The organism is Bradyrhizobium sp. HKCCYLS3013 (genome assembly GCF_051167615.1).
In the GTDB taxonomy this organism is placed as follows: domain Bacteria; phylum Pseudomonadota; class Alphaproteobacteria; order Rhizobiales; family Xanthobacteraceae; genus Bradyrhizobium.
This window is the reverse complement of the sequence record NZ_JBNPTK010000028.1, coordinates 29,369-51,415: the sequence shown is the minus strand read 5'-3', so window position 1 is coordinate 51,415 and position 22,047 is coordinate 29,369. Positions and strand designations below refer to the sequence as shown.

The 22,047-nt window shown below is 66.2% G+C and carries 21 protein-coding genes; 10 read left to right on the top strand and 11 right to left on the bottom strand.

The window, feature by feature from the left end:
• Positions 1–358: 358 nt before the first annotated feature.
• A complete protein-coding gene (locus ACQR1F_RS30975; RefSeq protein WP_434914472.1) occupies positions 359–1,576 on the top strand; it encodes a bifunctional alpha/beta hydrolase/OsmC family protein in 1,218 nt (405 codons plus the stop codon).
• On the opposite strand, the gene ACQR1F_RS30970 is transcribed toward ACQR1F_RS30975, so the two are convergent.
• Entirely contained in the window at positions 1,577–2,650 is a 1,074-nt protein-coding gene (locus ACQR1F_RS30970) for a YeeE/YedE family protein (protein ID WP_434914471.1), read from the bottom strand.
• 215 nt (positions 2,651–2,865) lie between these two features.
• Between ACQR1F_RS30970 and paaI the strand changes: the two genes are divergently transcribed.
• Positions 2,866–3,327, top strand: coding sequence for a hydroxyphenylacetyl-CoA thioesterase PaaI (paaI, locus tag ACQR1F_RS30965; protein ID WP_434914470.1), 462 nt, complete (start codon positions 2,866–2,868; stop codon positions 3,325–3,327).
• Positions 3,328–3,367: 40 nt separating this feature from the next.
• Positions 3,368–4,690, top strand: coding sequence for a phenylacetate--CoA ligase PaaK (paaK, locus tag ACQR1F_RS30960; RefSeq protein ID WP_434914469.1), 1,323 nt, complete (start codon positions 3,368–3,370; stop codon positions 4,688–4,690).
• A gap of 89 nt (positions 4,691–4,779) precedes the next feature.
• On the opposite strand, the gene paaE is transcribed toward paaK, so the two are convergent.
• The 8 genes from paaE to ACQR1F_RS30920 form a co-directional block, all read right to left on the bottom strand.
• A complete protein-coding gene (gene paaE / locus ACQR1F_RS30955; RefSeq protein ID WP_316183429.1) occupies positions 4,780–5,859 on the bottom strand; it encodes a 1,2-phenylacetyl-CoA epoxidase subunit PaaE in 1,080 nt (359 codons plus the stop codon).
• A 105-nt stretch (positions 5,860–5,964) separates the two neighbouring features.
• Entirely contained in the window at positions 5,965–6,468 is a 504-nt protein-coding gene (gene paaD, locus ACQR1F_RS30950; RefSeq protein ID WP_315801351.1) for a 1,2-phenylacetyl-CoA epoxidase subunit PaaD, read from the bottom strand.
• Positions 6,462–7,238, bottom strand: coding sequence for a 1,2-phenylacetyl-CoA epoxidase subunit PaaC (gene paaC / locus ACQR1F_RS30945; RefSeq protein ID WP_434914468.1), 777 nt, complete (start codon positions 7,236–7,238; stop codon positions 6,462–6,464). The genes paaD and paaC overlap by 7 nt, the downstream gene beginning before the upstream one ends.
• A 141-nt stretch (positions 7,239–7,379) precedes the next feature.
• Entirely contained in the window at positions 7,380–7,667 is a 288-nt protein-coding gene (gene paaB / locus ACQR1F_RS30940) for a 1,2-phenylacetyl-CoA epoxidase subunit PaaB (protein WP_434914467.1), read from the bottom strand.
• 15 nt (positions 7,668–7,682) lie between these two features.
• Positions 7,683–8,672, bottom strand: a complete 990-nt coding sequence (gene paaA / locus ACQR1F_RS30935; RefSeq protein ID WP_434840532.1) for a 1,2-phenylacetyl-CoA epoxidase subunit PaaA — start codon at positions 8,670–8,672, stop codon at positions 7,683–7,685.
• A 78-nt stretch (positions 8,673–8,750) separates the two neighbouring features.
• Positions 8,751–9,632, bottom strand: coding sequence for a phenylacetic acid degradation operon negative regulatory protein PaaX (gene paaX, locus ACQR1F_RS30930; RefSeq protein WP_434914466.1), 882 nt, complete (start codon positions 9,630–9,632; stop codon positions 8,751–8,753).
• A gap of 91 nt (positions 9,633–9,723) precedes the next feature.
• Entirely contained in the window at positions 9,724–10,200 is a 477-nt protein-coding gene (locus ACQR1F_RS30925) for a phasin (protein ID WP_434873705.1), read from the bottom strand.
• A gap of 150 nt (positions 10,201–10,350) precedes the next feature.
• The gene (locus ACQR1F_RS30920) at positions 10,351–11,160 is read right to left on the bottom strand and encodes a hypothetical protein (protein WP_434914465.1); all 810 of its coding nucleotides are present in this window, start codon (positions 11,158–11,160) and stop codon (positions 10,351–10,353) included.
• A gap of 146 nt (positions 11,161–11,306) precedes the next feature.
• Here ACQR1F_RS30920 and ACQR1F_RS30915 point away from each other — a divergent pair, with 146 nt between their 5' ends.
• On the top strand, positions 11,307–12,227 hold the full coding sequence (locus ACQR1F_RS30915; protein WP_434891263.1) for an alpha/beta fold hydrolase: 921 nt from the start codon (positions 11,307–11,309) through the stop codon (positions 12,225–12,227).
• A gap of 275 nt (positions 12,228–12,502) precedes the next feature.
• Here the strand turns inward: ACQR1F_RS30915 and ACQR1F_RS30910 are convergent, their stop codons facing one another.
• Both ACQR1F_RS30910 and ACQR1F_RS30905 read right to left on the bottom strand, forming a co-directional pair.
• Positions 12,503–13,507: an alpha/beta fold hydrolase gene (locus ACQR1F_RS30910; protein WP_434914464.1), complete on the bottom strand. Its 1,005-nt coding sequence runs from the start codon at positions 13,505–13,507 to the stop codon at positions 12,503–12,505.
• A gap of 139 nt (positions 13,508–13,646) precedes the next feature.
• Entirely contained in the window at positions 13,647–13,907 is a 261-nt protein-coding gene (locus tag ACQR1F_RS30905) for a DUF6489 family protein (RefSeq protein ID WP_315801359.1), read from the bottom strand.
• A 523-nt stretch (positions 13,908–14,430) separates the two neighbouring features.
• Here ACQR1F_RS30905 and ACQR1F_RS30900 point away from each other — a divergent pair.
• From ACQR1F_RS30900 to ACQR1F_RS30875, 6 genes are all read left to right on the top strand, one after another.
• Complete coding sequence (locus ACQR1F_RS30900) at positions 14,431–16,026, top strand: ABC transporter substrate-binding protein (RefSeq protein WP_315801360.1); 1,596 nt, start codon at positions 14,431–14,433, stop codon at positions 16,024–16,026.
• Positions 16,027–16,134: 108 nt separating this feature from the next.
• Positions 16,135–17,115, top strand: a complete 981-nt coding sequence (locus ACQR1F_RS30895) for an ABC transporter permease (protein ID WP_434882875.1) — start codon at positions 16,135–16,137, stop codon at positions 17,113–17,115.
• 2 nt (positions 17,116–17,117) lie between these two features.
• On the top strand, positions 17,118–18,083 hold the full coding sequence (locus tag ACQR1F_RS30890) for an ABC transporter permease (protein ID WP_316183420.1): 966 nt from the start codon (positions 17,118–17,120) through the stop codon (positions 18,081–18,083).
• Positions 18,084–18,117: 34 nt separating this feature from the next.
• Entirely contained in the window at positions 18,118–19,101 is a 984-nt protein-coding gene (locus ACQR1F_RS30885; RefSeq protein WP_434914463.1) for an ABC transporter ATP-binding protein, read from the top strand.
• Complete coding sequence (locus ACQR1F_RS30880; RefSeq protein WP_434914462.1) at positions 19,098–20,105, top strand: ABC transporter ATP-binding protein; 1,008 nt, start codon at positions 19,098–19,100, stop codon at positions 20,103–20,105. Before ACQR1F_RS30885 ends, ACQR1F_RS30880 begins: the two co-directional genes overlap by 4 nt.
• A gap of 139 nt (positions 20,106–20,244) precedes the next feature.
• Positions 20,245–22,047, top strand: coding sequence for a gamma-glutamyltransferase family protein (locus tag ACQR1F_RS30875; protein WP_434914461.1), 1,803 nt, complete (start codon positions 20,245–20,247; stop codon positions 22,045–22,047).

The window sequence follows — 22,047 nt, the reverse complement described above, 5'->3', positions numbered from 1 at the left end:
GCGACGGGCGGTTGGTCAGAACCGCCCGTTCGCACATTCTGGCAGGTTTCGAACACACAAGAGCGCGTATAAGCCGTTCCAACCATTGCGCAGGGAAGGCCGGGATGTCCTCAGCCGAACCTGTGGTTCTGCCGCCTGCATTTTTTCCGCAGGCGGGCCATGGGGGCGGCAGGCTCCCGGCCTTCCCTGCGCCCTCTCGTTTCAAGAGGGCGAATAGCCGCAAAGCTCGGGCCGTGCGGGCCGCGAGAATGCGCCATCATGTCTGCGCGTATGGCCATATCTGTTGTATGACGATGTGAGACGATGCGGTGTCGTCGCCTCGAGCGGCCGTGAAGACGCAACAAATGGGGACCACATCATGCCGACCGAACGTTTCCAGTTTGAAGGCGCCAGCGGCGACAAGCTTTCTGCCGCGCTCGATCTGCCCGGCGGCGCGCCGCGCGCTTACGCGCTGTTCGCGCATTGCTTCTCCTGCGGCAAGGACACCCACGCCGCGCGGCGCATCGCCATGGCGCTGACGGCGCATGGCATCGCCGTGCTGCGGTTCGACTTCACCGGCCTCGGCTCCAGCGAAGGCGACTTCGCCAACACGACGTTCTCCTCCAACGTCGCCGACCTCGTCCGCGCCGCCAATCATCTGCGTGAAACGCGGCAGGCGCCGGCCATCCTGATCGGCCACAGCCTCGGCGGCGCCGCCGTGCTGGCCGCGGCCGGCGACATCCCCGATGCGAAGGCGGTGGTGACGATCGCGGCGCCGTCGGATCCGGCCCATGTGACGGCGCTGTTCAAGGACCGACTCGAGGCGATCCGCCGCGACGGCTCGGCCGAGGTCTCGCTCGCGGGGCGCCCGTTCCGGATCAGCAGCTCCTTCCTCGACGACATCGCCGAGCAGCGCCTGCTCGACAAGATCAAGCATCTGCACAAGGCGCTGCTGGTGATGCACTCGCCCCTCGACGACACCGTCGGCATCGACAACGCAACGAAGATCTTCGTCGCCGCCAGGCATCCCAAGAGCTTCATCTCGCTCGATCACGCCGATCATCTCATCAGCGGGAAGGAGGACGCCGCCTACATCGCCGAGGTGATCGCGAGCTGGGCCGGCCGCTACGTCGCGCCGGAGGCCGCCGAGCCGGCGCCCGCGGATGGCCCGCGCGACGTGGTCGTGCGCGAGACCAGGTCGAGCAAGCTGCAGCAGGCCATCGCGCTCGGCCCGCATCATCTCACCGCTGACGAGCCGCTCTCCGTCGGCGGCCAGGATACCGGCCCGGGCCCCTACGACCTGCTGCTCGCGGCGCTCGGCGCCTGCACCTCGATGACGATGCGGCTCTATGCCGACCGCAAATCCCTGCCGCTCGACCGCATCACGGTCACCCTGCGCCACAGCAAGATCCATGCGGAAGATTGCGCGGAATGCGAGACCAAGGTCGGGCTGATCGATCAGCTCGACCGCGAGATCCACCTCGACGGCGCGCTCGATGAGGAGCAGCGCAGGAAGCTGTTGGAGATCGCCGACAAATGCCCGGTGCACCGGACGCTGACGTCGGAGATCCGCATCGTCACGCGCGCGGCGGAGTGATCAACGCGCCGCCTGCGGCTCGATCTTCAGCGGCCTGACGCGCAACGCTCCGCGCAGGCCGGCCGCCGTGCCGATGAAGATGCCGGCGATGGCGACGAACGAGGGCAGCGCCAGGGTCGACAGTCCCGTGAGCCCCTGCCCGACCGAGCAGCCCAGCGCCATCACGCCGCCGATGCCCATCAGCGCGGCGCCGCCCGCCGAGCGCAGCATATGCTGCGGCGAATGAAAGCCCTCGAGCTTGAAGCGGCGCGTCGCCACGGCGGTAACGAGGCTGCCGGCGAGCACCCCGGCCACGGTGGCGATGCCGAAATTCGCGGTCGAGCCGGTCGACAGCATGATGTATTGCAGGGCATCGGCGATCGGCGCGACGAAGGTCAGGGACGCCACCGGCACGGGGTTGAAATCGTCCGCGCCGAGATAGCCGGTCGCGAACCAGCCGGCTGCGATCAGCAGGCCGACGATGAGGCCCGCGAGCATCTGGCCGGGCGCGCGCCGGAAGGGCGCATGCGCAAAGGCGAAGACGATCAGCGCGCCGCCGAGCGCGAGCGCCGACAGCAGCCGCGCCGCTGCACCATGCAGGCCACCGACCGAGAGCACGGCCGGCAGCGACGTCGCGGTCGCCGTGGTCTGCGAGCCCTGCATCAGCGCGATGCGCAGCGGCGCGATCAGGCCCTTCAAGGTCATCTCGGCGGCGATCGCCAGCACCGTCACGACAACGAAGGAGCGCAGATTGCCGCGGCCGAGCAGCACCAGCGCGCGCGAGCCGCAGCCATTGGCGAGCACCATGCCGTAGCCGAACAGGACACCGCCGGCGAACATCAGCGGCACCGAGAAGGTCGGCTGCAGATAGATCGACTTGCCGAGATCGACGGCGCCGTTGGCCGCGAGCAGCTGTGTGGCGATGATGGCGATGCCCATCGCCAGGGCGTAACTTCGCACCAGGCGGCTGTCGCCGTCGGCCCACCAGCCGCGCAGGCTGCTCATCATGCAGAAGCCGCTGAGCAGCCCCACCACGCCATAGACCAGGCCGATACCGAGACCGGTTACGACGGCGACATCAGCAGCTTCCGGCACGCGCAGGAGTCCTTCTGGTTGCGGAAAAGAGGCGGCGGCACGCGGGCTGCGCAAGCACCGCTTTCGCTTGACGCGCGCGGATTATTCGCCACGATATCGAGCTTAACTAGTTCAGAATGCTTGTTCCAACAAGCATCAACGGGAGAGAATGCCGTGGTGTCACCAGCGCATCCTCATGCGCCGATCTTGGCCTGTTCGCCGCCGGGGGCTCGCCGGTGAGTGGCGCGGCCCCGCTCTCCCCCGACGCGCTCGCCCGCGCTTGCGCCGACGCCATGTGGCAGGACGATCGCGCCAGCCAGGGCCTGGGCATGCAGATCATCGAAATCGGCCCGGGCTGCGCGACGCTGCGCATGACCATCCAGCCGCACATGGTCAACGGCCACGGCATCGCCCATGGCGGCTTCATCTTCACGCTGGCCGATTCCGCGTTCGCGTTCGCCTGCAACTCCCACAATGACCGCACCGTGGCGGCCCAGGGCAGTATCAGCTTCATCCGGCCGGGCAAGCTCGGCGATGTGCTGACCGCCCGCGCCAGCGAGGTGTCGCGCAGCGGCCGCTCCGGCATCTACGACGTTCGCGTCACCGCTGAAGACACCGTGATCGCGGAGTTTCGCGGCCATTCCCGCAGCATCGGCGGCACGCTGGTCCCGTCCGGCGCACCCGAGGCTGCCCGCTGACCCGCTCCTTGCCATCGCCGCTCCGCCGGAGGATCTGACCATGACCAAGCTGCAATCGGCCGGCGCTTACGTGCCCGAGATGGACGCGACCGAGCGCGCCTCGCGCGACGAGATCATGGCGCTGCAGACCAGGCGCCTCGCCTGGTCGCTGACGCACGCCTATGACAACGTCGCCCATTACCGTCGCGCCTTCGACAAGGCTGGCGTGCATCCCTCCGACTTCCGCGAGCTCGCCGACCTCGCCAAGTTTCCGTTCACGGTCAAGACGGACCTGCGCGACAATTACCCGTTCAACATGTTCGCAGTGCCGCGCGAGCAACTGGTGCGGGTGCATGCCTCGTCGGGCACGACGGGCAAGCCGATCGTGGTCGGCTATACCCGCAACGATATCGCGACCTGGTCCACCGTCATGGCGCGCTCGATCCGCGCTGCCGGCGGCCGCAGCGGCATGATCATCCACAATGCCTATGGTTACGGCCTGTTCACCGGCGGTCTCGGCGTCCATTACGGCGCCGAGCAGCTCGGCTGCACGGTGGTGCCGATCTCCGGCGGCATGACCGAGCGGCAGGTGCAGTTGATCAATGATTTCAGGCCCGACATCATCACGGTGACGCCGAGCTACATGCTGGCCATCCTCGACGAGTTCAAGCGCCAGGGGCTCGACCCGCGGCAGAGCTCGCTCAAGATCGGCATCTTCGGCGCCGAGCCATGGACCAATGCGATGCGCGCCGAGATCGAGGATGCGTTCGCGATGGACGCCACCGACATCTACGGCCTGTCCGAGGTGATCGGTCCGGGTGTGGCGCAGGAATGCCTGGAGACCAAGGACGGGCTGCACATCTGGGAGGATCATTTCTATCCGGAGATCGTCGATCCCGACACCGGCAAGGTGCTGCCCGACGGCGAGATCGGCGAGCTGGTGTTCACCTCGTTGACCAAGGAGGCCTTTCCCGTCATCCGCTATCGCACCCGCGATCTGACGCGGCTGCTGCCGGGCACCGCGCGGCCGGGCATGCGCCGCATGGAGAAGGTCACGGGCCGTTCCGACGACATGATCATCCTGCGCGGCGTGAATCTGTTTCCGTCGCAGATCGAGGAGATCCTGCTGTCGACCGAATGGTGCGGCGGCCATTTCATGCTGGAGCTGACCCGCGAAGGCCGCATGGACGAGCTGACGATCTACGCGGAGTCGCGCCCGGAGCACTGGGACGAGACCGGCCTCGGCGCGCACGCCGAGCGGATCTCGATCCACATCAAGAACACCATCGGCCTGACCGCCAAGGTGAAGGTGGTGGCACCAGACACGCTGGAGCGCTCGGCCGGCAAGGCGAAACGGATCAAGGACAAGCGGCCGGTGGGGTAGTTGGGGAGTGCGCCGCGCTGTCACCCCTCATGGTGAGGAGCGCCGAAGGCGCATCTCGAACGACGAGTCCCGCTCCATACATCGCCATCTCACATATGATCGTAATCCACCACCACCCGCTCCGTCACCGGCTTGGCCTGGCACGTCAGCACGAATCCGGCCTTGAGCTCCCACGGCTCCAGCGAGTAGTTCAGCTCCATCTCGGCCTTGCCTTCGACCAGCTTGGCGCGGCAGGTGGAGCACATGCCGCCCTTGCAGGCGAATGGCAGGTCGACGCCGGCGCGGAGTGCGGCGTCGAGGATGGCCTCGCCGTCGGCGACCGGGACCTCGCGGCGCTTGCCGTCGATGATCAGGGCGGCGACCGCCTTGGGCGGCGCCGTATCGGGCACGACAGCTCTCGGCCGCGGCTTGCCGCCCGCACCGGAGACGAAGCGCTCGACGTGGATGCGCTCGTCGGCAATGCCGAGGATGTGGCAGGCAGCCTCGATGTCCTCGCTCATCCCGGTCGGACCGCAGATGAAAACGTGGTCGACCGTCTCCGCCGGCACCAGCGAGCGCAAGAGCATGCGCACCTTTTCGCCGTCGAGACGACCGTGCAGGATCGGAAGATCCTGCTCCTCGCCGGAGATGACGTGGAACACCGAGAAGCGGTCGAGGAAGCGATCCTTCAGCTCCTCCAGTTGCTCGCGGAACAGCATGCCGGCGGTCGTGCGGTTGCCGTAGAACAGGAAGAAGCGGCTGTCCGGTTCGCGCGCCAGCACGGCCTTCACGATCGACAGGATCGGCGTGATGCCCGAGCCAGCGGCAAATCCGACATGGGTGCGCGCCGCCGCAGGATCCAGCGCCACGCCAAAACGTCCGGTCGGCGTCATCACGTCGATCTCGTCGCCGCGCTTCAATTCGTCGGTGACGAAGCTCGAGAACGCGCCGCCATCGACGCGCTTCACGGCGATGCGGATCTCGTTGTCATCGGGGCCGGAGCAGATCGAATAAGAGCGCCGGACTTCCTCGCCGCCGAGCGTCGTCTTCAGCGTGAGATACTGTCCGGGCGCGAAGCGATAGTCGTCCGCGAGTTCGTTTGGAATGGCAAACGTCAGCGACACCGCATCCGGTGCCTCCCGGCGCAGGTCACGGATGGCGAGACGGTGAAAGCGCGGCGTTGTCGACATCGAACCCATCCTCACGTCATTGCGAGGAGCGAAGCGACGAAGCAATCCAGGGCTCCGGGCGTGGCCCTGGATCGCGTCGCTGCGCTCGCGATGACGGCTTTAGCATCAGTGACACTTGAAGTAATCGAACGGCTCGCGGCACGATCTGCAGCGCCACAACGCCTTGCACGAGGTCGAGCCGAACTCGGCGAGTTGCTCGGTGTCATCAGACCCGCATTGCGGACACGCCACCTCGGCCACACCAAACAGCGCGCGCCGGCCACTCGACGGCGGCGGCGGCGCGATGCCGTACTCCCGCAGCTTGCGTCGCCCTTCCTCGCTCATCCAGTCCGTGGTCCAGGCCGGCGACAGCACAATGCGCACGCTGGCCTCGCGGAAGCCGGCGCGCTCCAGCGCCAGCTCGATCTCCAGCGCGATCATGTTCATCGCCGGGCAGCCGGAATAGGTCGGCGTGATCGCGACCTCCACCCGTTCCCCGACCACCTCGACCTCGCGCAGCACGCCGAGATCGTCGATCGTCAGCACCGGGATTTCCGGATCGGCCACCGACGCCGCCGCCTCCCAGGCGCGCTGGCGGAGTTCGGCAGGACTGGTGTCGGCGACTACCACGTCGCACCGGGGAAGCTGCGCTGCATGTATTGCAGCTCGCTGAGGAGATGGCCGAGATGCTCGCTGTGGCGGCCGTCGCGGCCGCCCTGCTGCATCCAGTCGTTCTCAGGCAGCACGATGGTCGCCTCGCGCGCGACATGCGAGACGATCGACAGCCATTCCGGCAGCAGCATCGTCGGGTCGATCGCGATGCCGGCATCGATCAGTCCGCGCTCGGAGTCGTCGACGCTGAACATCTCGCCGGTGTACGCCCAGAGATCGTCGACCGCGGCCTGCGCGCGGCGGTGGCTCTCGTCGGTGCCGTCCCCGAGCCGGATCACCCACTCGCTGGCATGGCGCAGATGATAGGCGGATTCCTTCTCCGACTTGGCCGCGATGGCGGCGAGCGTCGCATCGGTCGAGCCCATCATGCCGCGCCAATACAGATCGGCGAAAGCCGCGTAGAACAGCTGCCGCACCATCGTGTGCGCGAAATCGCCATTCGGACGCTCGACCAGCAGCAGGTTGCGGTACTGCCTGACGTCCCGGAGATAAGCGAGCTTATCCTCGTCATTGTCGCGGCCCTCGACCTTTGCCGCGTAGCCATAGAGCTCGCGCGCCTGGCCGATCAGGTCGAGCGCCATGTTGGACAGCGCCATGTCCTCTTCGAGCATGGGCGCGTGGCCGCACCATTCGGAGAGGCGATGACCGAGGATCAGCGCATCATCGGCGCGGCGCAAGGTGTAGAGCACCAGCGGCGTTTCGGAGACATTGATCGAGGGGGCGGTCATGACGTTTCGCCTCTGAAGCCACGCATTTGACCTCCTCCAGGAGCCCGCCGCAGGCGGGCGTCTCGAGGATGGGCCACAAGCGATATCGGGCCTCATGGTTCGAGACGGCGCTGCGCGCCTCCTCACCATGAGGAGTTGCACCTACATATGTCCGACTTCCTCGGGCACTTCATAAAAGGTCGGGTGCCGATAGATCTTCGTTTCCGCCGGCTCGAACATCATGCCCTTGTCGGTGGGATCGGACGCGGTGATCGCGCTCGACGGCACCACCCAGATCGACAGGCCCTCGCCGCGGCGGGTGTAGAGGTCGCGCGCGGCCTGCAGCGCCATGGTCGCGTCCGGCGCATGCAGCGAGCCGCAATGCTTGTGCGCGAGCCCGTTGCGGCTGCGGATGAAGACCTCCCACAACGGCGTGTTCGGCGTCGCCATCTCGCTCTCCCTTGTCTATTCGGCGGCCTGCGCCATCCGGCGCTGCGCGCGCTTCTCGGCGTAGGCGGCCGCGGCTTCGCGCACCCACGCGCCGTCGGCATGCGCCTTGCGGCGCGCCGCCATACGGTCGCGGTTGCACGGGCCGTTGCCGGCCAGCACCTGCTTGAACTCGTTCCAGTCGATCGGACCGTGCCGCCAGTGGCCCTGCTCGTCCTGCGTCATCGCGGGATCGGGAATCGTCAGGCCGAGATACTGCGCCTGCGGCACGGTGGCATCGATGAACTTCTGGCGCAGCTCGTCATTGGAGAAGCGCTTGATCTTCCACTTCGTCGAGGCGTCGCTGTGCTGGCTGGCCTGATCCGGCGGGCCGAACATCATCAGCACCGGCCACCACCATCTGTTCAACGCATCCTGCGCCATCGCCTTCTGCTCGGGCGTGCCGCGGCAGAGCGTGAGCATGATCTCGTAGCCCTGGCGCTGGTGGAACGATTCCTCCTTGCAGACGCGGATCATCGCGCGCGCATAGGGGCCGTAGGAGCAGCGGCACAGCGGGATCTGGTTCATGATCGCGGCGCCATCGACCAGCCAGCCGATCACGCCGATATCCGCCCAGGTCAAGGTCGGGTAGTTGAAGATCGAGGAGTACTTGGCCTTGCCGGCCAGCATCGCGTCAACCAGTTCCTCGCGCGAGGCGCCAAGCGTCTCGGCCGCGGCGTAGAGATACAGCCCATGGCCGCATTCGTCCTGGACCTTGGCGAGCAACGCCGCCTTGCGGCGCAGGCTCGGCGCGCGCGTGATCCAGTTGCCCTCGGGCAGCATGCCGACGATCTCGGAATGGGCGTGCTGGGAAATCTGCCGGACCAGCGTCTTACGATAGGCCGACGGCATCCAGTCGTTCGGCTCGATGCGCTCCTCGGCATCGATGCGCGCCTGAAAGCGCGAGGCGCGTCCGGCGTCCTCGGCGAAGCTGCCCTCCTCGGGCGAATTGAGCGCCTGCGTGTACATGCGGCGGCGTCCTCCCAGGACTTGGTTGCCGCCAATATATAACGAGATTTTATCCGTGCAATCGAATTCTGTAATATATCAGCCCACCTCATGAGCATCGGCGAACCGCCGCAGCAGCGTCGCGCCGGCCGCAGGCAAAGGCCCCTCTTCATTGGTCGCGTGAGCGTCGAGCCATCGCTCGGAACCCGGCAGCAGCAGCCGGTAGATGTCGCCGCAGAGCACACGCGCTTGTCGTCCCGGCCAATTCCCAGGCAGCAGCTCGGCCGGCAGCAAGGGATCGCGCAGCACGATGCGGCGGTAGTGATGGATCAGCAGGATCCGGGCGGTGAAGGCCTGGCCGTCGGACAGCGGCTCGCCGCGTTCGATGCTGGCCTTGAGCGGCGCAAAGGAGGCGCTGAACTTGCGATAGGCTTCCGCAGTCCGCTCCAGTGCCCAGCTCTCGGCGACCAGCCGCCGCGCCATATCCGAGCCTGCGGAGGCCTGCAGGCGGATCGCCCCCTCCACCGCGTCCGGCACGGCGATGCTCGAGGGCGCCACGAACACGCCCGGCAGCGGGCTGCCGAAGCCGGCGTCGCGCAGCGCGATCCGCGCCTGCTCGCGGTCATCAGCGCTGCCGATGAGCAGCAGTTCGAAGCTGCCATTCCATTCCGCCGGCGGCGAATCGTAGATGTGGCGGGTGGCGCCGGCAAAGGTTTGCTCGCCGCGCCGGGTCAGGCGATAGAAGCTGTTGCGGCCGCTCTTCGTCCGCTCGAACCAGCCTTCCGCCGTCAGCCGCGACATCGCGGTGCGCACCACGCTGCCGTCGATCGCGAGCCCTTCGAAGAAGGCCAGCAGACTGCCGAGCCAGACGCTGCCGCCGCGCGGCACGATGGCGTCGCCGAACACGGTGATGATCAGCGAGCCCGTGCGCGACGGCTCGCTCTTGAGCTCATGGACGATGCGGGACAGCGGCTGCGGCATGGTGCAGGCTTTAGCCGGTTTCGCCCGATCGCAAAAGAAAAGGCCCGCATGGAGCGGGCCTTGCAGATGGATCGACTGACGCGCAAGGCGATCAGGCGGTCTTGTTGTAGGCCTTGGCCATGTTCTCCTGCGCGAGCTTGGCACCATCGGTGACGAGCTTGCCGACATACTCGCTGGTCGACTTGGCGCGGGCGACGAGCGCCTCGCCACGGGCACGGGCCAGCTCACCCTGGATCTGAACGGCTTCGCTGATCGACTTCGCGGACGCCAGCTTGTCCAGGCCGTCGAAGAACGCTTCGGTGTCCTGATACAGCGCCTGCTGGATGTTGCGGCTGATCTTGCCGGCCTCGGTCACGCCGTCGAACACGGCGGTTTCGATCGCCGACGTCACCTTCTCGGAGCCAGCGAAGGCCTCCGCAGCGCGCTCCTTGGCGGTCGACGCGGTCTTCTTGACGAACTCCCGCGCGGACTCCGGCACTTCCATCGTCTGCAGGTTCTTGAACGCGTCGGTCACCGGCGCAAAGGCATCCTTGACGGTGTCGAACACGGTATTGGTCTCGGTGGTCATGGCTGTCTCCATCCTCAATGCTTCTGAGCTATGGCTCGCTCCGTCCCTTATGAAACCGGAGTGACTCAGCTATACCAGCATACATAGTGCATCGCAACAAAAATGTTGCAATGCACCATCCAGGGAGGATGGGGGAAAGGCCGTCCCCGCTCAAGTGCCCGACGGCGCATCATTGCCTTGGCGCGAGCCTCGATCAGGGCCGCCCCCATGCTTCTTGTTGCGAGACTTTCCGGGCCGGACCGGCTCGGCCGTTCCCGGCGCGGTCTCGACCGCCGCGGGTTCTGGTTCCGCCGGCGGCGACGGTTTCATCACCCTGTCGAGCACCTCCCGGATCTCGCGCAGCTGCGCCTCGATGGACGCCATCGGGGCAGGACCGGACGGCTGCGCCGCCTTCAGAATCTGGTCGAGCAGCCCCTTGATCTCGCTCAACTGGGGCGTGACATCGATGGCAGGCTTCGTTCCGGGGGGCGGCGCTTTGGATGTGGCAACAAGCTCGTTGAGCAAGGCCTTGATCTCGTTGAGCTCAGGCGTGACGTCGACCGGAGCCGGCGCAACCGGCTGCGCCTTGGATGCGGCGAGAAGCGCGTCGAGCAAGCTCTTGATCTCATTCAACTGGGGAGCGAGATCCACCGGCGGTTTCGATGCCGGCAGCGGCACCTTCGCGGCGCCCAGCAGCTCCTTCAACAGCGCCCGCGTCTCCGCCAGTTCGCCTTCGATCGACGCCAGCCGCTCGTTGAGCGCAGTCAGTTGACCGCGGCTCGGCACGTTCATGCCGGCGAAGTAGTTTTCCATCAGATCGGCCATGGGCTTCTGTCCGTTTCCAGAACCAGTTGCAGGATCGTCGGAGGATGAGCGGGCCGCGCCCAGCGGGCGCAATCGCGTGAAGGCCGTGAAGCTCTTCTGCATCTCACCGACCATCTGCTGCCAGAATGCGATCGGATCGCCGGACTTGTTCACCATCGGCACGCTCCTTCAGGCCACGCGGAGACTCAACACAACCTATCATAGCACGTCATCGCTGCGATGCGGGAGGATCATGGGGCCGCTTCTCTCTGTCGGCGGAACCATGCCATAGATGGCCTGTTGGCCTTGAACGAGGGATCGTCGTGACTGCAAATGCTCATCAGCCGCCGCAGACCGTGCGCGCCAACGGTATCGACATCTGCTACGAGATCTTCGGCGACCCGGCGGCCCCTCCTCTCGTGCTGATCATGGGCCTCGGCGGGCAGATGATCATCTGGTACGATGAGTTCTGCGAACAGCTCGCAAGCTGCGGCTTTCGCGTGATCCGCTTCGACAACCGCGACATCGGCCAGTCGAGCAAGCTGCATGGCGGACGCCGCCTGACGCCGTTCGAGCTGCTCAAGCTGCGCTTCTTCAACATTCCCGTCGCCGCGCCCTACAAGCTGCTCGACATGGCCAAGGACACGGTCGGCCTGATGGACGCACTCGACATCAAGTCGGCGCATCTGGTCGGCGCGTCGATGGGCGGCATGATCGCGCAGGAGATCGCGATCTCCTTTCCGCATCGCGTGCGCTCACTGACATCGATCATGTCGACGACCGGCAATCCGCGCATCCCGCCGCCGACGCGCGAGGTCGCGATGCTGCTGATGGCGCCGCCACCGAAGACCAAGGACGAGTACATCAGGCGCTTCCAGAGGACCTGGAAGGCGCTGCGCGTCGGCTCCTTCCCCGAGGACGAGGCAAGTGACGTGGCGCTCGCCGAACGCTGCTTCGCGCGCGGCATCAATCCCGCCGGCGTCGGACGTCAGTTGCGCGCGATCCTGGCCTCCGGCAGCCGCAAGCCGCGGCTGCATCTGGTGACCGCGCCGACACTCGTGATCCACGGCAAGGTCGACCCGCTGGTTCATCCCACCGCCGGCAAGGACACCGCGGAGTCGATTCCGAATGCCAAGCTCCTGATGATCGACGGCATGGGTCACGCCACCCCGCGGCCGATGTGGCCGCAGATCATCGACGCCATCGCCGCGCACGCGCACGGCGCGAATGCGCAGGCGGCGTAGAATGGCAGTCGGTGGTCACCGCCGCCGCCCGGAAACGAGCTGTCGTCCCGGCGAACGCCGGGACCCATAACCACCGGCTTTGGTGATGGCGACGGGCTGCGGCTCCAGCCCGCTTCAGCCATCCGGGCCTGTGGTTATGGGTCCCGGATCGGCGCCTGCCGACGCGTTGCGTCGACAGGCTTGTCCGGGACGACACATGTTGCTGAGGGTCGCTATTGCCTCACGCGACGCGAGTCTGTGTCTCAGCCGTTCTTCAAACGAACCGCCGGAAGCCCCTAACCGAACCTTCTTCGCCGCCATTCGATCAGCTTGGCGCTCACCTCCTCCGGCTGCTCCTGCTGCGTCCAGTGGCCGCTGTCGCGGACGAGATATTTCTCCAGGTCCGGGACAAGCTTCTCCATGCCGTCCGTGGCCGAGGGCGGCAGCACGGCGTCGTTCTCCGCCATGATCATCAGCGACGGCACGCGCACCGTATGGTCGAGCCCTTCGGCGCGCTGCCAGTTGCGCGTCATGTTGCGATACCAGTTGATGCCGCCGGTGAAGCCGGTGCGCGTGAAGGTGTCGACGAACACCTGCTTCTCGGCCTCCGACAGGATCGGCTGCCGCGTGTCCTTGGCGGCGTCATAGGCCGCGATCATCTGCGGGAACGCCAGATTGAGCGACGGCGACGCTGCGATCCCGCCGGCCGGCGGCTCCGTCGGCGGCGCATCGCTGCGCGGCAGCGGCTTGCGCATGAACGCATCGAAGGTCTCCCCGACGCGGCTGCCGAAGATGCGGTCCGGCTCGCGTGCGGGATCCTGGAACTGCACGATGTACATCATGTCGCCGAACCGCTTGCGCATGATGGCGATGGGATCGGCAGGCGCGCGCGGCAGATGCGGCGTGTTGATGCCGACCACGCCCGCGACTCGATCGGGGTATCGCAGCGGCATCTGCCAGACGACGAAGCCGCCCCAATCGTGTCCGACGAAGATCGCCTTGTCGATGTTGAGATGATCGAGCAGGCCGACGAGGTCGGCGGTGAGATGCTCGAGGTCATAGGCCTCGACCGGCTCCGGCCGGTCGGTCGCGCCATAGCCGCGCTGGTCGGGTGCGATGACGCGGATGCCGGCCTCGGCCAGCGCCCTGATCTGATGCCGCCACGAGAAGGCCAACTCCGGCCAACCGTGACAGAGGATCATCGGCGGCCTGTCGCTGACGGGCCCCGCTTCGTAATAGCCCATGCGAATGCCGTTGGTGGTCGCGAACTGCAGCGCCGGCATCCAAGACGGATCGGTCATGCATCCTCCCCTGAAGCTGTTCAGCCGGCCTTTTTCGACCGGTCTTCGGCTCCGGCGTGGAGCCTGCTCCATGCCGTGACGTCACGCCGCTTCTCCTCGAAGTTCCGCGCGAGCGAAATCCGAGCAGCCGTTTGCCTCGTCAGGCCGACTTCTTGTCGCTCGAACGGCTGCCGCCGAGGCCTGTCATGGTCAGCATCAGGTCCTGAAACCGTTCGGCCAGGCGAGGATCGAACGTGAACCAGCTCTGCATGATGGCTTCGGGCGTGAGCTTGTCGATGTTGCTCGTCATCTGATTCTGCAGCCGGTCCATGACCGCGGCCTGCATCGGACCGACATCGGGAAGTCCGAAAAACTGCCGCGCTTCGAGCGGTGTGCAATCGATCTCGATATTGACTTTCATGTCCGCTCCGCTGTTCGAACCATCCCGACGCCAGGCCCGGGCCGGGCTCCCTTCACAAGGAACGCCCATCCCGGACCCGCGGCAGGGATGTCCAGTATCGCCGCGCCGGCCCCCCTCTAGCAAGCGGCGCGTTGCTGCAGGTGCGCAATTCCCGGGACATGGTCAATCCGGCGGGCCGTCAGCCCAATCCGGACGCCGCCGCTCGCGTGCGCTGCACAGCGGCCGCGGGGGATAACCATATCGTTTAGGCTTAAACAAACTGCACTTGTGTGCCGCCGCTGAACTCTGGCAACATATTCGGATCGATCTGCCGCGGGTCGTACGGCGCACCGCCAGGCCAGAGCCAACGGGATCAGTTCATTCCGGCGCGGCATCAGACTTGCAAGCATATCGCCCGGCGTCTTGTTGCTTCTTGAAGTTCGTGCAAGAGGCGCTGCAGACAACACGAACTTCGAAGCAAAGCAGGCCGGACACAATCGCGCCTGCCGAAAAACCAAGCGTCAAACGCGGAGAATTTGGACATATGTCGGGACGCAAATCCCTGCTCATCGCGGCAGCGGTCGCATTCGGCCTCGCCGTCATGCCGGCCTCGGCCCAGACCCTGCGCTATGCCAACCAGGGCACCCTGAAATCGCTCGATCCCTACACCTTCAAGGAATCGACCACGATTGCGCACCATGCTCACGTCTATGAGGGGCTGACCGCGCGCGACAAGGATCTGAAGATCATCCCCGCGCTGGCCGAGAGCTGGGAAACGCCCGAGCCGACCCGCTGGCGCTTCCATCTGCGCAAGGGCGTCAAGTTCCACAATGGCGAACCTTTCACCGCCGACGACGTGATCTTCTCCGCCGATCGCGTCCGCGCCACCGGCTCCAACTTCCTCTCCAACGTTCCGCCGGACGCAAAATTCATCAAGGTCGACGACTACACCGTCGACGTGAAGCTCGATGCCCCCAATCCCATCCTGATCTCGCAATGGGATACGTGGTACATCATGAGCAAGAAGTGGTGCGAGGACAACAACTCGGTCGCGCCGACGCCGGTGTCGGCAACCACGCCGAGCTACGCCGCGCTGCATGAGAACGGCACCGGCCCCTTCATCATCGAGAGCCATCAGCCCGGCGTGAAGACCGTGTTCAAGGTCAATCCGAACTGGTGGGGCAAGCCCGAGCACAATTTGAAGGAGATCGTGTTCACCACCATCGCTTCCGACGCCACGCGCGTCGCGGCGCTGCTGTCCGGCGAGGTCGACATCATCGAGCCGGTCCCGGTGCAGGATATCGGCCGCGTCGATTCCAGCCCGAACGCCCATGTCCTGAAGGGACCGGAGCTGCGCACGATCTTCCTCGGCATGGACGAGACGCGCGACGAGCTGTTGTACTCGAACGTCAAGGGCAAGAACCCGTTCAAGGACATCCGCGTGCGCGAGGCCTTCTACAAGGCGATCGACGTCGAGCTGATCAAGACCCGCGTCATGCGCGGCCTGTCGACGCCGTCGGCGCTGATGATCGCGCCGGAGCTGTTCCCGCTGTCGAAGGAGTTCACGCGGCCGAAATACGATCCGGACGCGGCCAAGAAGCTCCTGACCGAGGCCGGCTATCCCGACGGCTTCGAGGTCGGCATGGACTGCCCGAACGACCGCTACGTCAACGACGCCGCGATCTGCCAGGCCGTGGTCGGCATGCTCGCCCGCATCGGGGTCAAGGTGAACCTGAACGCCCAGCCCAAGGCGCAGTACTTCGCCAAGGTACTTAAGCCCGGCGGCTACAACACCTCGTTCTTCCTGCTCGGCTGGACGCCCTCCTCGATGGACGCGCACAACGTGATGCACGACATCATGGGCTGCCGTGACGACGCCAAGGACCCGACCCGGGGCGAGGCCAATCTCGGCAATTACTGCAACAAGGAGTTCGACGCCCTGACCGACAAGGTCCTGGTCGAGACCGACACCGCCAAGCGCAATCAACTGATCAAGCAGGCGTTCGAGATCGGCATCAAGGATTACGGCTACATCCCGCTGCATCAGCAGGCAGTGGCCTGGGGCGTCTCGAAGAAGGTGAAGATTCCGCTGCGCGCCGACAACGCCGTGCTGCTGTTCCTCGCCACCAAGACCGAGTAGTCCACAAGCGACGACGAGTCCCGGAAAGCAGAACTGCTTTTCGGGACTTTTCATTTCCTGCGGCAGGTGCTACGCGCCGCCGCATCTCGAAGGACCTGAAAGGATCAGATGCTCGCCTTCGCGCTTCGCCGAGCAATTCAGGCCATCGGCGTCATGATCGCCGTCGGAATCATCGCGTTCGCCATGTTCCGCTTCGCCGGAGATCCGGTGAGCCAGCTGGTGCCGATCGACGCGTCGGCCGCGGAACGGGCCAGCATCCGCCAGTCGCTCGGGCTCGACGATCCCTTCATCGTGCAGTTCGGTCGCTATCTGTTCGACGCGGCGCAGTTCAAGTTCGGCGTCTCCTATCAGTTCCGGCAGCCGGTCTCCGATCTGCTCAAGGAGCGCATGCCCGCCACCCTGGAGCTCGCGGTCTGCGCGACGATCCTGGCGCTGGTCTTCGGCATCCTGATGGGCGTGTTCTCGGCGCTGCACCGCGACTCCCTGCTCGCCAAGCTGTTCCAGATGCTGTCGCTGATTGGCATCTCCCTGCCGACCTTCCTGATCGGCATCCTGCTGATCTATCTGTTCTCGGTCACGCTCGGCTGGCTGCCGTCGTTCGGCCGCGGCGATACCGTCAGGCTGGGCTGGTGGACATCGGGCCTATTCACCGTCTCCGGCTGGAAGGCATTGATCATGCCCTCGATCACGCTCGGCCTGTTCCAGATGACCCTGATCATGCGGCTGGTCCGCGCCGAGATGCTCGAGGTGCTGCGCACCGACTACATCCGCTTCGCCCGTGCCCGCGGGCTGACCACGCGCGCGATCCATTTCGGCCACGCGCTGCGCAACACGCTGGTGCCGGTGATCACCGTGGTCGGCCTGCAGTTCGGTTCGGTGATCGCGTTCTCGATCATCACCGAGCAGGTGTTCCAATGGCCGGGCATGGGCCTGCTGTTCGTGCAGGCCGTGCAGAACGTCGATATCCCGATCATGGCGGCCTACCTGATGATGGTGTCGCTGATCTTCGTCACCATCAATCTCGTGGTTGATATCCTCTACACCGTGGTCGATCCGCGCCTGCGCGCGACCATCAGCCGTCCGGCCTGATCATGAGCGACGCAGCCCTCCCCCACCCCACGCCGGTCGAGACGCCGCGCGCCGCCGACGGCTGGCTGAAGCGTGCGTTTGCGAGCGACCTGTTCTACTCGTTCCGCCGCTCGAAGCTGACGGTCGCCGCGGCCGTGATCACGCTGCTGTTCTTCCTGCTGGCGATCTTCGCGCCGCTGCTGTCGCCGCAGAACCCGTTCGACCCGGCGCAGTTGCAGCTCCTGAACTCGCGCATCTCGCCGCTGTGGACCGCCGACGGGCAGAGCCCGTTCCTGCTGGGCACCGACGAGCAGGGCCGTGACGTGCTCTCGGCCATCCTCTACGGCCTGCGCATCTCGCTCCTGGTCGGCATTCTCGGCGTCGCCTTTTCCGGTGCGCTCGGCATCGGCCTCGGCCTGATCGCGGGCTATTTCGGCGGCCGGGTCGACACCGTGATCATGCGCATCGCCGACGTCCAGCTGACCTTTCCGCCGATCCTGATTGCGCTCTTGGTCAACGGCATCGCCAAGTCCGTCTCCGGCAACCGGCTGGACTGGCTCAGCATGCTGGTCGTGCTGGTGCTGGCGATCGGCCTCTCCTTCTGGGTGCAGTATGCGCGCACGGTGCGCAGCTCTGTGCTGGTCGAGAAGAACAAGGACTACGTCGCCGCCGCACAACTGATCGGCCTGCCCGCGCCCGTCATCATGCTGCGCCACGTGCTGCCCAACACCACTGGTCCCGTGCTGGTGATCGCCACCATCAACCTCGCGCTGGCGATCATCACCGAGGCGACCCTGTCGTTCCTCGGCTCGGGCATGCCGGAGACGATGCCGTCGCTCGGGACCCTGATCCGGATCGGCAACAACTATCTGTTCGCCGGCGAATGGTGGATCGTCGCCTTCCCCGGCATCGCGCTCGCCGGGCTGATCCTCGCGATCAACCTGCTCGGCGACTGGCTGCGCGACGCCCTCAACCCGAAACTGCGATGACCCGCGTGATTGCGTCCTTCCGAGGCTCGAGCTCATGACCGCCCCCGTTCTGTCCGTGCGCAATCTGCAGGTCGAGTTTGCGACCCGGCGCGGCACCCTGCGCGCGATCGACGGCGTCTCCTACGACATCGCCAAGGGCGAGGTGCTCGGCGTCGTCGGCGAATCCGGCGCCGGCAAATCCGTCACCGGCCTTGCCGTGATCGGCCTGATCGATCCTCCGGGCCGCATCTCCGGCGGCGAGATTCAGCTCTCCGGGCTGCGCATCGACAACCTGCCGCCGGAGGAGATGCGCAAGGTGCGCGGCAAGCGCATCGGCATGATCTTCCAGGATCCGCTGACCTCGCTCAATCCGCTGTATCGTGTCGGCGACCAGATCATCGAGACCATCAGGACCCACACCAACCTCACCGACCAGCAGGCGCGCAAGCGCGCCATCGACCTGCTCGCCGAGGTGGGCATTCCCGCGCCCGAGAAGCGCATCGACGGCTATCCGCACGAATTCTCCGGCGGCATGCGCCAGCGCGTCGTGATCGCACTCGCGCTGTGCGCCGAGCCCGAGCTGATCATCGCCGACGAGCCGACCACCGCGCTCGACGTCTCCGTGCAGGCGCAGATCATCTCGCTGATCAAGCGGCTCGGCCGCGACCACGGCACCGCCGTGATGCTGGTGACCCACGACATGGGCGTCATCGCCGAGACCTGCGACCGCGTCGCGGTGATGTATGCCGGCCGCGTCGCCGAGATCGGCCCGGTGCAGGAGGTGATCCAGAACCCGCTGCACCCCTACGCCAAGGGCCTGATGGGCGCGATCCCCACGCTCGCAGGCGAGGAGAAGCGGCTGGTGCAGATCCCAGGCTCCATGCCGCGGCTGTCGGCCATCCCGCCAGGCTGCTCGTTCAATCCGCGCTGCAGCGCAGCCTTCGACCGCTGCCGCGTCGACCGGCCGGAGCCACTGCGCCAGGGCACGCAGGCGGTCGCCTGCCATCTGTATGATCGCGCGACGGAGACCGCGGCATGAGCGACTTCGTCGAGGTCAGGGATCTGCGCCGGGTGTTCGACGTCTCGAAGCCCTGGCTCAACCGCGTGATCGAGCGCCAGCCGCAGGAATTCCTGAAGGCGGTCGATGGCGTCAGCTTCGGCATCAGGAAGGGCGAGACCTTCGCGCTGGTGGGCGAATCCGGCTCGGGCAAGACCACGGTCGCGCGCATGGTGGTCGGGCTGCTGGCGCCGACGTCGGGCGAGGTTATCATCGACGGCGTGTCGATGAGCGAAGCGCGCCAGGCGCAGGTGCGGCGCAAGCTGCGCCGGCGCATCCAGATGGTGTTCCAGGATCCCTATGCCAGCCTCAACCCGCGCTTCCGGGTCGACAGCATCATCGCCGAGCCGATCCGTGCCTTCGACATCATCGAGGGCGAACGCCAGATCAAGGACCGTGTCGGCGAGCTCCTGACCCTGGTCGGCCTGCATCCCGACGACGGCCAGAAATTCCCGCACGAATTCTCCGGCGGCCAGCGCCAGCGCATCGCGATCGCGCGCGCGCTCGCCTCCGAGGCCGAGTTCATCGTCTGCGACGAGCCGACCTCGGCGCTCGACGTCTCCGTACAGGCGCAGATCCTCAATCTGATGCGCGATCTGCAGGACAAGTTCGGCCTGACCTATCTGTTCATCAGCCACAATCTCGCGGTCGTGCGTCACATGGCGAGCCGCATCGGCGTGATGTATCTCGGCCGCATCGTCGAGATCGCCGACGGCCGCACCCTCTTCAACGATCCGCGCATGCCCTACACCAAGATGCTGCTCGGCGCCGTCCCAGACCTGTCGATGTCCGGCCGCCAGCGCATTCCGGTCAAGGGCGAGATCCCGAACCCGATCAACCCGCCTGCGGGATGCACCTTCAACCCGCGTTGTCCCCTGGCGTTCGATCTGTGCCGGCAGAAGGCACCGGAGCTGATCGGAGGTGTGGCCTGTCATGCGGTGAACCAGCCGGCCGACACGGCCGTTGTGACGGCATCGGTGGCGTGAAGCAGCACGACGGAATTTGAATGAGGTCGTCATTGCGAGGAGCGAAGCGACGAAGCAATCCAGGGGCGTCAACCTGGACCCTGGATTGCTTCGCTTCGCTCGCAATGACGGCGACTAATAAGATAGATCAAAGGGCGCCATGAGCTTCATCAACCCCGATCCCTTCACGACCCGCCCCGAGATCGACGGCACCTTCGGCGTCGTCACCTCCACGCACTGGCTCGCCACCGCGGTGGGCATGGCGATGCTGGAGCGCGGCGGCAACGCCTTCGACGCCGGCGTCGCGGCGGCCTTTACGTTGCAAGTCGTCGAGCCGCATCTCAACGGGCCCGGCGGCGACGTGCCGATCATCCTGCACGACGTCAGGCGCGGCCGCACCGAGGTCATCTGCGGCCAGGGCCCGGCGCCATCGGGCGCCACCATCGCGCACTACAAGCGCGAAGGCTTGGACATGGTGCCCGGCACCGGCCTGCTCGCGGCCTGCGTCCCCGGCACGTTCGAGTCCTGGATGCTGCTGCTGCGCGACTATGGGACGATGCGGCTGCGCGACGTACTGGAGCCGGCGATATGCTATGCGCGCGACGGCTATCCGCTGGTCGAACGCGTCTCGGCGACGATCCAGACCGTCGAGCAGTTGTTCAAGACGCATTGGCCGACCTCGGCCGCGCTCTATCTGCCCAACGGCAACGTGCCGCGGCCGGGCACGCTGTTCACCAATCCCAAGCTCGCCGAAACCTACGCGCGCATTCTGAGCGAAGGCGAAAGCGCGGGTGCTGATCGCGACGCGCAGATCGAGCGAGCCCGCAAGGCCTGGTCGCACGGCTTCGTCGCTGAGGCGATCGACCGCTTCTGCCGGACCCAGGAGGTGATGGACGTCTCGGGCGCGCGTCACAAGGGCGTGCTGACCGCCGACGACATGGCGCGCTGGCAACCGACGATCGAGGCGCCGCTGACCTATGAGTACGGCCGCTACACCGTCTGCAAGGCCGGCGTCTGGAGCCAGGGTCCGGTGCTGCTGCAGCAGCTTGCGCTGCTCAAGGGCTTTGCGCTCGACGGCCTCGATCCGACCGGACCGGACTTCATCCATTGGCAGATCGAAGCCGCCAAGCTGGCGTTCGCCGATCGCGAGGCGTTCTACGGCGATCCGAACTTCGCCGACATTCCGATCCAGACGCTGCTGTCCGATGCCTACAACGACGCGCGGCGCAAGCTGATCACCGACAAGGCCTCGCTCGAGCTGCGGCCCGGCACGCTCGACGGCTACGGCGCCAAGGTGACGCTGCGCGAGGCGCAAGGCCACCGCGAGGCCGTCGGCGCGATGGGCTCGGGCGAGCCGACCGTCGGCCGCTTCGGCGAGGTGCGCGGCGACACCGTGCATTTCGACATCATCGATTCCCAAGGCAACATGATCTCGGCGACGCCGTCCGGCGGCTGGCTGCAATCCTCGCCGGTCATCCCCGAGCTTGGCTTCTGTCTCGGCACACGCGCGCAGATGTTCTGGCTCGAGGAGGATCATCCGGCGGCGCTGGTCCCCGGCAAGCGGCCGCGCACGACGCTGTCGCCGACCATGGCGCTGCGCGACGGCGAGCCCTATGTGGCCTGGGGCTCTCCCGGAGGCGACCAGCAGGACCAGTGGAACACGCAGTTCTTCCTGCGCCACGTCCATGCCGGCATGAACCTGCAGGAAGCGATCGACGCCCCGGCGTGGCACTCCGAGCACTTCCCGATCTCGTTCTGGCCGCGCACCGCACGCCCCGGCGTGCTCGTGGTCGAAAACCGCGTGCCCAAGGCGACCGTCGAGGAGTTGCGCCGCCGCGGCCATGTCGTCGAGGTCGGTCCGGACTGGTCGGAAGGCCGGCTCACGGCCGCATCACGTGTCGGCCGCCGCCGCCGCGCCGCGGCCAATCCACGGGGCATGCAGGGTTACGCCGCCGGACGATAA

Excerpts from the sequence above, each read along its gene's own strand:
- ACQR1F_RS30975 (WP_434914472.1), top strand. The coding sequence starts at position 359 with ATGCCGACCGAACGTTTCCAGTTTGAAGGCGCCAGCGGCGACAAGCTT.
- ACQR1F_RS30890 (WP_316183420.1), top strand. The coding sequence starts at position 17,118 with ATGAGCGACGCAGCCCTCCCCCACCCCACGCCGGTCGAGACGCCGCGC.
- paaB (WP_434914467.1), bottom strand. The coding sequence starts at position 7,667 with ATGGCGACGCCGAACACGCCGTTGTGGGAGGTCTTCATCCGCAGCCGC.
- paaE (WP_316183429.1), bottom strand. The coding sequence starts at position 5,859 with ATGTCGACAACGCCGCGCTTTCACCGTCTCGCCATCCGTGACCTGCGC.
- paaK (WP_434914469.1), top strand. The coding sequence starts at position 3,368 with ATGACCAAGCTGCAATCGGCCGGCGCTTACGTGCCCGAGATGGACGCG.
- ACQR1F_RS30900 (WP_315801360.1), top strand. The coding sequence starts at position 14,431 with ATGTCGGGACGCAAATCCCTGCTCATCGCGGCAGCGGTCGCATTCGGC.
- paaC (WP_434914468.1), bottom strand. The coding sequence starts at position 7,238 with ATGACCGCCCCCTCGATCAATGTCTCCGAAACGCCGCTGGTGCTCTAC.
- ACQR1F_RS30910 (WP_434914464.1), bottom strand. The coding sequence starts at position 13,507 with ATGACCGATCCGTCTTGGATGCCGGCGCTGCAGTTCGCGACCACCAAC.
- ACQR1F_RS30925 (WP_434873705.1), bottom strand. The coding sequence starts at position 10,200 with ATGACCACCGAGACCAATACCGTGTTCGACACCGTCAAGGATGCCTTT.
- ACQR1F_RS30880 (WP_434914462.1), top strand. The coding sequence starts at position 19,098 with ATGAGCGACTTCGTCGAGGTCAGGGATCTGCGCCGGGTGTTCGACGTC.
- ACQR1F_RS30895 (WP_434882875.1), top strand. The coding sequence starts at position 16,135 with ATGCTCGCCTTCGCGCTTCGCCGAGCAATTCAGGCCATCGGCGTCATG.
- paaX (WP_434914466.1), bottom strand. The coding sequence starts at position 9,632 with ATGCCGCAGCCGCTGTCCCGCATCGTCCATGAGCTCAAGAGCGAGCCG.
- paaA (WP_434840532.1), bottom strand. The coding sequence starts at position 8,672 with ATGTACACGCAGGCGCTCAATTCGCCCGAGGAGGGCAGCTTCGCCGAG.
- ACQR1F_RS30905 (WP_315801359.1), bottom strand. The coding sequence starts at position 13,907 with ATGAAAGTCAATATCGAGATCGATTGCACACCGCTCGAAGCGCGGCAG.
- ACQR1F_RS30885 (WP_434914463.1), top strand. The coding sequence starts at position 18,118 with ATGACCGCCCCCGTTCTGTCCGTGCGCAATCTGCAGGTCGAGTTTGCG.
- ACQR1F_RS30920 (WP_434914465.1), bottom strand. The coding sequence starts at position 11,160 with ATGGTGAACAAGTCCGGCGATCCGATCGCATTCTGGCAGCAGATGGTC.
- ACQR1F_RS30875 (WP_434914461.1), top strand. The coding sequence starts at position 20,245 with ATGAGCTTCATCAACCCCGATCCCTTCACGACCCGCCCCGAGATCGAC.